Source organism: Desulfolutivibrio sp. (assembly GCF_036584575.1).
Taxonomy (GTDB): Bacteria; Desulfobacterota; Desulfovibrionia; order Desulfovibrionales; family Desulfovibrionaceae; genus Desulfolutivibrio.
The window spans coordinates 1-8,326 of sequence record NZ_JAZHDB010000010.1; the positions used below are offsets into that span (position 1 = coordinate 1).

The following is an 8,326-nucleotide window of genomic DNA, read 5'->3' on the forward strand; positions in this document are numbered from 1 at the left end:
TCGTGGCTCAGGGGGCCCGCCACCCCGGCCGGACGCGGCCCGGCCCCGCAGGCCAGAAGCAGCCGGTCGAAGGCGACCTCGCGGCCCGAGGCCAGCCCCACGCGGCTACGGCCGACGTCCAGGGCCACGGCCCGCTCGCGGGCCAACGTGACCCCGAGGGACTGAAAAAAGGCGTCGTCAGCCACGGTCATGGCCTCGGGGGTCATCTCCCCGGCCAGGGCGTAGCTGATCAGCGGCCGGGAATAGACCGGCAGGGGCGCGGGGTCCACGCCCACGATCTCGGCGGCGGGATCGGCCCGGCGCAGCCAGGCGCAGGCGCTGCGTCCGGCCGCATGAAGTCCTACGATGACGTAGCGCATGGCGCACACCTCGGGTGTTGCGGTTGATCCGGGAATGGGGCGGCCAGGGCGGCCAGGATGGCGTCCATGGCCGCGTCGATGTCGGGTTGCTCGGCAAGCCCCAGCACCGACGGGTTGTCCAGTTGGCGGGCGGCGAGACCGGGCAGGGGGGGGATGGCCACGGCCAGGGGCGGCAGGCCGAGGATGTCCGGCAGCGCCTGCCCGGGGAGCGACCGGTTTAAGACCAACACCTGGCGGCAAAGCCCCAGTTCGGCGGCCATGGCGGCCACCCGGGCGGCCACGGTCAGGCCTCGGAAACTCGGTTCGCTGACCACCACCAGCCCGTCCACACCGGCCACGGTGCCGCGGCCCAGGTGCTCCACCCCGGCCTCCAGGTCCACCACCAGCCATTGGTCGCGTTCCAGGACCAGATGGGCCAAAAGGGCCTTCAAGAGGGCGTTGGCCTCGCAGGCGCAGCCGCCCCCGGCCCCGGCCACGGAGCCCATGACCAGAAGCCGGGCCAGGCCCGCCCGGACGCTTAAGCGTTCGGGCAGATCGGCCACCTCGGGGGTCAGGCTGATCATGCCCGAGCCCACCCGGCTCCGGATCAGTTCGGCGTCGCTGATGAGCGGGGCGGGGATGTCCTTTGGGGCAAGCCCCATGGCCGCGCCCAGGGACAAGGCCGTGTCCGCGTCCACAAGCCAGGTGTCGCGCCCGAGCCGGGCCAGATGGTCTCCGAGCCAGGCGGCGATGGTGGTCTTGCCTACGCCGCCTTTTCCTGCCACGGCCAGCTTCATACACGCCTCCGGCCTCATGCGGGCAAAAGGGTTTTTACCGACTGTAGAAAACTATCCCCAGGACGTGGCGAGGTCAACGGGAGAAAAACAGGATGGCGAAGTCGCATGGAAAACGTACATTTTTCGTGTTATGATATAAAAAATGTTGTGCGAGAGATCGGTGAGAAACAGAGCATGTGCATTTCAGAACGAGTCGAGGCACGATGCCGCCGCGTCCAGGGCATTGCCCTTGGAAAGGGAGAGCTTCCGGTCCCGGCTGTGTCGCCGTGACAGGCAGCGTGCGCCATGAAGGGCAATAGAGTGCTTTTCATGGGAAAATACCGTGTTGCGTATGCGTTTTCGCTAGATGCCTGCCGTTCGCCTCTGGGGGCGCAAACGCCATGAAGGCCCGGCAATATTGCTTATGACCCAGAGGGCGTTGCGGATGTCGCCCGCACGCGGGGAGGCCAGACATGGACACGACGGAGATGGGCGGCGTTTGCGGCGCAACGACGGGCGAGGGCTGCTTTCTTTTGGCGCGCAATCTGGTGGTGGCGCCGGACGGGGCGGTGACGGCGTGCTGCAACGATTTGAGCCCCCGGGGGGGTCTCGGCTCCACACTGGATTCTGATTTCACCGCCCTGGCGGGGCATCCCGCGCGTCAGGAGCGGCTTGGGCTTTTCCGGGAGGGCCGCATGGCCGAGATCGCCCTGTGCCGCGACTGCTCGGGATTTTATGCGCCGCCCAGGCGCGGGGAAAAGGCGTAAGTCCCGGGCGAAAAACCGCGCGGGAGTGCGCTTATGCCCTTCTGTCGCGCCGTGCCAATTGCCGAGCTACGGCCCGGGCTGGCGCGCCCTCGGTCCCGACAAGCCTGAGCGGCAGGCAGACAAGTTCCACCGGCCCGGGAGAAAGCCCAGACAGGTCGAGCCCCTCCAAAAGCCAGATACCGGCTTCGAGCAATATCCGGTGCGTGGCCGCGCCGTCGTCGTGAAACCCGCCCACGGACAGATAATCCACCCCGATAAGCCGCACCCGTTTCTCGGCCAGATACCGCGCCGCATCCTCCGCGATGGAGACGAAATCCTCGGCGAAGGGGCCGGGCGCGGCCAGTCGCTGCGAATTGGCGGTCTGAAAAAGCAGCCGTTCCCCCTTGCGGACGCCGTGCCCGGCCAGTTCGGCGGCGGTGACGGCTTTGGCGTTTTCGATGCCGATGACCCGGGCCCGGCCAATCCCCGTCTCAATGGGCATGGCCGTCATGTCTTTCCCGTCCGGCAGAAAATGCGACGGCGCGTCCAGGTGGGTTGCGGCATGCACGCACATGGAAAGCCGGGTCACGGTGCAGGCGTCGCCTTTGGCCAGATCCTGCACACGTTCGAACCGCGTGGCCGGGTCGCCGGGCCACACGGCCATGCCCGGCTGCACGGGCCGGGAAATGTCGATCCAGGGAGCGGGCATGGAGCCTCCGAGGTGTCGCGCCGTGGGACGTTCGGAACAGGCAGGGAACGGACGGACTCCACACGGCATGGGGCCGCTTGGGCGTGCCCGTTGGTGTCGCCCTGGGCCGCCCGGCCAAGGATAGTCCGCCGGAAGGCGAAAACGCAACCCGGCCTGGGGGCGCCCTCGGGACTTCGGCCCGCGTCGGATTCTCCCTCGGGGGATTTTTCTTAGATAACATCTCGAAAAAGAAGAGAAAAAAGATATCGCTACATGTCTTGACAAATGTTGCTATGGCAACAATAAGCAGGGTATGAATAGGCCGCGACGGGCCAACCCTGTCGCCAGAGGGCGACAGGGTCCGCCCGGCATGGGGCCGCGCTGCGGGGCGCGGGCAAGGAGTCGGATCATGGCGACGTTTCTGGAAACATGCCGTACGTGGCTTCAGGGGGTGTCCATGCTGGCCGCCTCCTGCTGGGTGGGAGGGGCGATGGCCTTGTGGCTTTTGGCCACGGCCGGGGACGGCCTGGGTGGCGTAGCGACGGAAGTCGAGGCCGTTTACGGCGCCAACCGGGTCATCGGCCCGGCGAGAATGGCGGCGATGGTGGTCCTGGGGGCCGCAGGCTGCCTGATCACGGGCCTTTTGTATGGCCTTTTCGTGCTCTGGGGAGGTGTTTTGCGCGGCTGGCTGCATTTCAGGGACAGGCATCGCCAGGCGGCGATCCGCCACGCCTGAAACAGCGGCGCGGGGCCCAGACATGCTGCAATCGTAAGGGGATTCAAGGCGTTTTCGGCCTTTCCGGGTCGATTCCCCTCCCCCTAGGACGCCTCTCCGCCCGCCCGGGACAAGGCGTCGTTGGCCTCGTCGGTTCTGCCCTGGGCGGCCAGGGCCCGGGACAACACGCCCCAGAACTCCTTGCGCTCCGGGCGAAGGGCCACGCTTTGCCGGGCCATGGCCTCGGCGATGGCCGGGTCTTCGCCGCCGTCCAGGTACAGGCGGGCCATGAGGCTTAGGGAAAAGGCGTCCTTGGGGTCGTGCACCAGGGCCTGATGCAGATATTCCCGGGCCGTCTCGGGCTCCTTGCGCTTGACGGCCAGCCGGGCCATGTGGCGCATGCCCACCCCGGGCTGGAGGCTCTCGGCCCGCTTGTAATATTTCAGGGCGTCGGCGAACCGTTTGCCTTCCTCGGCCATACGGCCCAGGCGCAGCAGGCTGAAGACGTCGTCGGGGTTGCGTTTCAGGCAGCGCTTGAAGGCCTTGCGGGCCAGGGCGTTTTCTCCCAGGCGGCGGCACAGGCAGCCGTAGTTGTAGAGCGCCATGGCGTTTTTGGGGTCGTGGGCGATGACCCGTTCGAATTCCGCCTTGGCCTGGGGCAGGCTGCCTAGCTTGGCCAGGCAGATGCCCAGGGAATTGCGGGCCAGGGTGTTGGCCTCGTCGGCCAGAAGGGCCAGCTTGTATTCCTCCATGGCCGCATAGATGTCGCCCAGGGCGAAGAGCCGGTCGGCGCTGATGGTCAGGGAGATGGAGTCGAACACGGCGATGCGCGGCGGCGTGGGCAGAAGCAGGGCGTGGTCCAGGGCCTTGCGGCAGTTTTCCATGGCGTCGGCCTTGGAAAAGGTCAAAAACGGATATCCGGCCACCCCGGCGGCCATCTCGACGCCAAGCCGCTCCCGGACCTTGAGCAGGGCGTCGGACAACGGCTCCATGACCTCGGCCGGTTCGCGTCCGGGCAGATAGAAGACCAGCCGGGTGGTGCTGTAGCGGCCGCCCTCGGCCCCGGGACCGAAAAGCCCCTTGATGACGGCCGCCACCTCCCGGATGTCGGATTCCACATGGCGGCCGGGCCGCGAGACCTCGTCCGGCGGGGCGTCGGGCAAAAGGGCCAGCACCAGGCAGAAGCGCGGCACGCCCTCGCGCGCGGCGCTCAAAAAGCGCGGGAAATCCCGGTGGCCGAAAAGCCCGCTGATGGCCTCCTTGCGCGGCGGCCGGGCGGCGTCGTTTCCCGGGACGCACGGATCGTCGGCCGAGGCCGCGTCCGGGGCCAGGATGAGGCGGTCGCCGGGGTCGATGGTCCAGGAGGGGTCGCTTGTGTGCAGGATCTCGGCGAAGGCCATGTCCTCGCGCACGTCCATAAGGGCCACCTCGCCCTTGATCATGGTCGGATAGCGGCCAAGCAGGCGGCGGTCGTCGGATTTTTTGATCTCGGCCGTTTTTTCGTAGCGCGGGGACCACACCAGAAAACGCTGGCCGCCCTCGGCGTCCACGGATTTGCCCAGGCTCACGGTCACCCGGCCCAGGGGCAGCGTCTCCAGGACCATGCCGCCCTCGGCCAGAACCCGGGAAAAGGGCATGGTCTGGTCCCGGCCCAGATCCTTGGCCGCAGACAGGGCCTTTTTGGCCTTTTTGAGCATGATCCTGGCCTGTTCGGCCACCGGGGCCACGAACTGCCCGCCGCGCACGTCCTGGGGATAGTTGGCGAACCCGGCGCTGGCCGTCAGGGTGACGGTCTCGCCCGTGACGCCGTATTCCAGGCGCAGGCGTTTGACGGCGGCGCGTACGGCCTCGGCCGTCTCCCTGGTCCTGGCCGGGGTGGCCCCGGGCAAAAACAGGGCGAATACGTCGTCGCCGATGCGCGCCGCAAGGCCTTCCTGGGGGCATTTCCGGCCGATGTCCCGGCCGATGCGGGCCAGCACCGACTCGGCGAACACGAACCCGTAACGCTGGCTCACCCAACTGAAAAAGTCGATGTCCGCCAGGATGAGCCCGAAACAGCCGCGCACGCCGGTCAGGTTGGGGTCGAAATAGCTGGCCGAACCGGGCAGGATGCGATCCTGCACCAGGTCGATCTCCCGCTCCATGGCCTCCGTCAGCCCCGAAAGGGTGAAAAGGCCCGTGATCTGGTCGGTCACGGCCGCCTTGTACAGGCGGATCTGCTCCAGGCACATGGCCGCCGCCGCCGGAAGCGCGGCCAGTTGGGTGCGTGGGGCGGCCATGCGCACCCCCTTGGCCACGAAAATCCCCAGAAGCTCGCCCTCGAAGGCCAAGGGCAGAAGCACCCGGCCCTCCTCGGGCAGATGCGCGGCCTGGTCGAGGTCCGGCCCGAAGGACGCGGCCGTCTCCGCGGACAGGGATTGCGGGAAATAGAGGCTGTAGGTCTTAAACGGCAAAAACGGGGCCAGGGCGTCTTTGAGAAAATGTTCGAAGGTGATGAGGTCTTGGCGGGCGAGTTTCGTCCGGTCCAGGTCGAGAAGTTCCCATTGCCTGCGCATGTTCCCGACCCTAGCCCCGAAACCGCTCAAAAACAAGCGGGAAAGGGACTTTCGCGGCCGCCGGGAAGGGGGCGGCCAAGGGATGTTGCCGCCTGTGGGGGAAACGGATAGAACGCGGGTGTGCCGGTCTACGATTACACGGCCATCGATGCTCAGGGCAAGGCGCGCCGGGGCATCGTCAGCGCCGACAGCCGCCAGGAGGCCCAACGGAAACTGCGCGCCGGGGGGCTGTATCCCACCGGTCTGCGCGAGGGCGCATCCGCCGGTTCGGAGTCCGAACCGATCCGCGACGGCGGCCGTCCCGTTTCCCTGGCCCTTTTTCGCCGCCGGGTGTCCGGCGAGGACATGTCCGTGGCCATGCGCCAGCTCTCGGGACTGCTGGGGGCGGGATTTCCGCTGCTTCGAGCCCTGGAGCTCATGCGCGGCCAGACGACCTCCAAGGCCCTTTTCCGGGTGCTCTCCCAGGTCTGCGAACGCATCAAGGAAGGGTCGAGCCTGTCGGCGGCCATGCTGGAGGAGCCCGGGGCCTTCACCCCGGCCCAGGCCGGGATGGTCAGGGCGGCCGAGGCCTCGGGGGCCCTGGACACGGTCATGTCCGGCATGGCCGATCTCATGGAGCAGCAGCAGGCCTTGCGGCGCAAGATCATGGCCTCCCTGGCCTATCCGGGGCTGATGCTGGTCGTCGGGGTGGGCGTGGTGGGGTTTCTCATGGCCTACGTCATCCCCAACGTGGCCCGCATCTTCACCGACTTAAAACACGATCTGCCCCAGGCCACGGTGATCCTCATGGCCGTAAGCTCCTTCATCGAATCCTACTGGCCCCTTCTCCTGATCGGGGCGGCCCTGGGCTGGTTCGGCCTGTGGCGGTCCTGGCGTTCCCCCCGGGGACGGCCGGTGTGCGAGGCCGCCCTGTTCCGCTTTCCCGTTGTGGGGAGCATCATGTCGGGCTACGCCATGGTCCGCTTCGCCCGGACGCTGGGGTCCGTGCTGGAAAACGGCCTGCCCATCATCCGGGCCCTGGACGTGGTGGCCAAGGCCACGGGCAGCGTTTTGGTGGAGCGCGATTTGGTCGATGTAGGCCGGGAGGTGGGCGAGGGCATGAGCCTGGCCGCCGCCCTTGGCGGCAAGCCGCGATTCCCCGGGCTCCTGGTCCAGATGGCCGCCGCCGGGGAGCAAAGCGGGGCGTTGGACCGCATGCTCAAAAAGGCGGCGGACATCATGGAGGACGGGGTCAAAAGCCGTCTGGCCATGGCCTCGGCCCTGTTCGAGCCGCTCTTGATTCTGGCCTTGGGGATGGTGGTCGGCTTCATTGTGATAGCCGTGCTGCTCCCCATATTTGAAATAAGCAGCCTTATCGGATAACCCGGAAGGAAACACGGAGCGACACGACATGCGCCAAACCCTCCCCCATAGCCGCCTCGCCGCCCTCGGGCAGGCCGGCATGACGCTTATCGAGATCATGGTGGTCATCGTGATTTTGGGCATCCTGGCCGGTCTGGTGATCCCCCGGATCATGGACCAGCCGGACAAGGCCAAGGTGGTCAAGGCCAAGATGCAGATCGAGAGCCTGTCCACGGCGCTCAAGCAGTACAAGATCGACAACGGTGTCTACCCCTCCACGGAACAGGGCCTGGAGGCCCTGGTGCAAAAGCCCACTATCGGCAAGATACCCAAAAATTTTCCCGCAGGCGGCTACCTCCAGAAAGTGCCATCCGATCCCTGGGACAACGCCTACATCTATATCAGCCCTGGCGACCACGGTGATTTCGACATCGTCTCGCGCGGCGCCGATGGCGAGGAAGGCGGTGAAAAGGCCGATGCCGACATCAAGAGCTGGGAGCTTGAATAACCCCCCGGCCCCGGGCTTCACCCTGGCCGAAACCCTGGTGGTGCTTTTGATCATGAGCGCCATGGCCGCCATGGTCCTGCCGGGGATCTCGCCCCTTTTGGGCGGCGAGGATTTCCGAACCGCCGCCGGGCGGCTGTCCGAGGCCTTTGCCCGGGCCAGGCTCGATGCAGTCATCGACGGCGCGCGCCGCCGGGTGGTGCTCGATCTGGACGAGGGGCGCTTCTGGGTGGACCATGTGCCCCGGACGGCGTCCGGGGTCGACGCCCCGGACTCTCCGGACACCCCGGACGCTCAGGACGCCTCCCAGAGCGACCCCTCCCTGCCCGATCCCGTGAAGCGCGCCCTGCCCGACGATCTGCGTCTGGTCGAGGTCTCCGTCTTCGGCGGCGACCCGGTGACCACCGGCCGGGTGTCCGTGCGGGTGCTGCCCCTGGGGCTTTCCGAACCCTGCACCCTGGTCCTGGCGGACAAAAGCGAGACCGAACGGCGGCTGGACGTCCCGGCCACCGGGGCGCCTTCCTGGCGGGACGCCACGGGCGACGCCACGGTTGAGCGGGCCGCGCCATGACCCCGGCCTCCGCCTTGGCGCGCCTGCGGCCGGGCCTGCCGTCCTGGACGTCCTTGGGGTGGACGAATTTCCAGTCGTCCATGATGCCCGC

General features: G+C 67.3%; 9 protein-coding genes. 5 read left to right on the forward strand and 4 right to left on the reverse strand.

What is annotated here, in order from left to right; translation table 11 throughout:
• Positions 1-359: FAD-dependent oxidoreductase (locus V3572_RS00775; RefSeq protein ID WP_332109062.1), on the reverse strand; the 359-nt coding region annotated here is incomplete at its 3' end.
• Positions 341-1,135 (reverse strand): ATP-binding protein, encoded by a 795-nt coding sequence (locus V3572_RS00780; RefSeq protein ID WP_332109063.1) that lies wholly within the window; start codon positions 1,133-1,135, stop codon positions 341-343. The genes V3572_RS00780 and V3572_RS00775, both read right to left, overlap by 19 nt.
• A gap of 452 nt (positions 1,136-1,587) precedes the next feature.
• Here V3572_RS00780 and V3572_RS00785 point away from each other — a divergent pair, with 452 nt between their 5' ends.
• Positions 1,588-1,881 (forward strand): SPASM domain-containing protein, encoded by a 294-nt coding sequence (locus V3572_RS00785; protein ID WP_332109064.1) that lies wholly within the window; start codon positions 1,588-1,590, stop codon positions 1,879-1,881.
• Between the two features lie 31 nt (positions 1,882-1,912).
• Here the strand turns inward: V3572_RS00785 and V3572_RS00790 are convergent, their stop codons facing one another.
• Positions 1,913-2,569, reverse strand: a complete 657-nt coding sequence (locus tag V3572_RS00790) for a cyclase family protein (protein ID WP_332109065.1) — start codon at positions 2,567-2,569, stop codon at positions 1,913-1,915.
• 388 nt (positions 2,570-2,957) lie between these two features.
• On the opposite strand from V3572_RS00790, the gene V3572_RS00795 reads away from it, so the two are divergent.
• Positions 2,958-3,284: a hypothetical protein gene (locus V3572_RS00795; protein ID WP_332109066.1), complete on the forward strand. Its 327-nt coding sequence runs from the start codon at positions 2,958-2,960 to the stop codon at positions 3,282-3,284.
• Between the two features lie 83 nt (positions 3,285-3,367).
• Here the strand turns inward: V3572_RS00795 and V3572_RS00800 are convergent, their stop codons facing one another.
• A complete protein-coding gene (locus V3572_RS00800) occupies positions 3,368-5,818 on the reverse strand; it encodes a tetratricopeptide repeat-containing diguanylate cyclase (RefSeq protein ID WP_332109067.1) in 2,451 nt (816 codons plus the stop codon).
• Between the two features lie 120 nt (positions 5,819-5,938).
• On the opposite strand from V3572_RS00800, the gene V3572_RS00805 reads away from it, so the two are divergent.
• The 3 genes from V3572_RS00805 to V3572_RS00815 are packed head-to-tail and all read left to right on the forward strand — an operon-like array spanning position 5,939 to position 8,235.
• The gene (locus tag V3572_RS00805) at positions 5,939-7,180 is read left to right on the forward strand and encodes a type II secretion system F family protein (RefSeq protein ID WP_332109068.1); all 1,242 of its coding nucleotides are present in this window, start codon (positions 5,939-5,941) and stop codon (positions 7,178-7,180) included.
• A gap of 28 nt (positions 7,181-7,208) precedes the next feature.
• Entirely contained in the window at positions 7,209-7,667 is a 459-nt protein-coding gene (gene gspG / locus V3572_RS00810) for a type II secretion system major pseudopilin GspG (RefSeq protein ID WP_332109069.1), read from the forward strand.
• Positions 7,660-8,235 carry a pilus assembly FimT family protein gene (locus tag V3572_RS00815; protein ID WP_332109070.1) on the forward strand — a complete coding sequence of 192 codons (576 nt, stop codon included), beginning with the start codon at positions 7,660-7,662 and terminating at the stop codon, positions 8,233-8,235. Before gspG ends, V3572_RS00815 begins: the two co-directional genes overlap by 8 nt.
• The last annotated feature ends 91 nt before the right edge of the window (positions 8,236-8,326 follow it).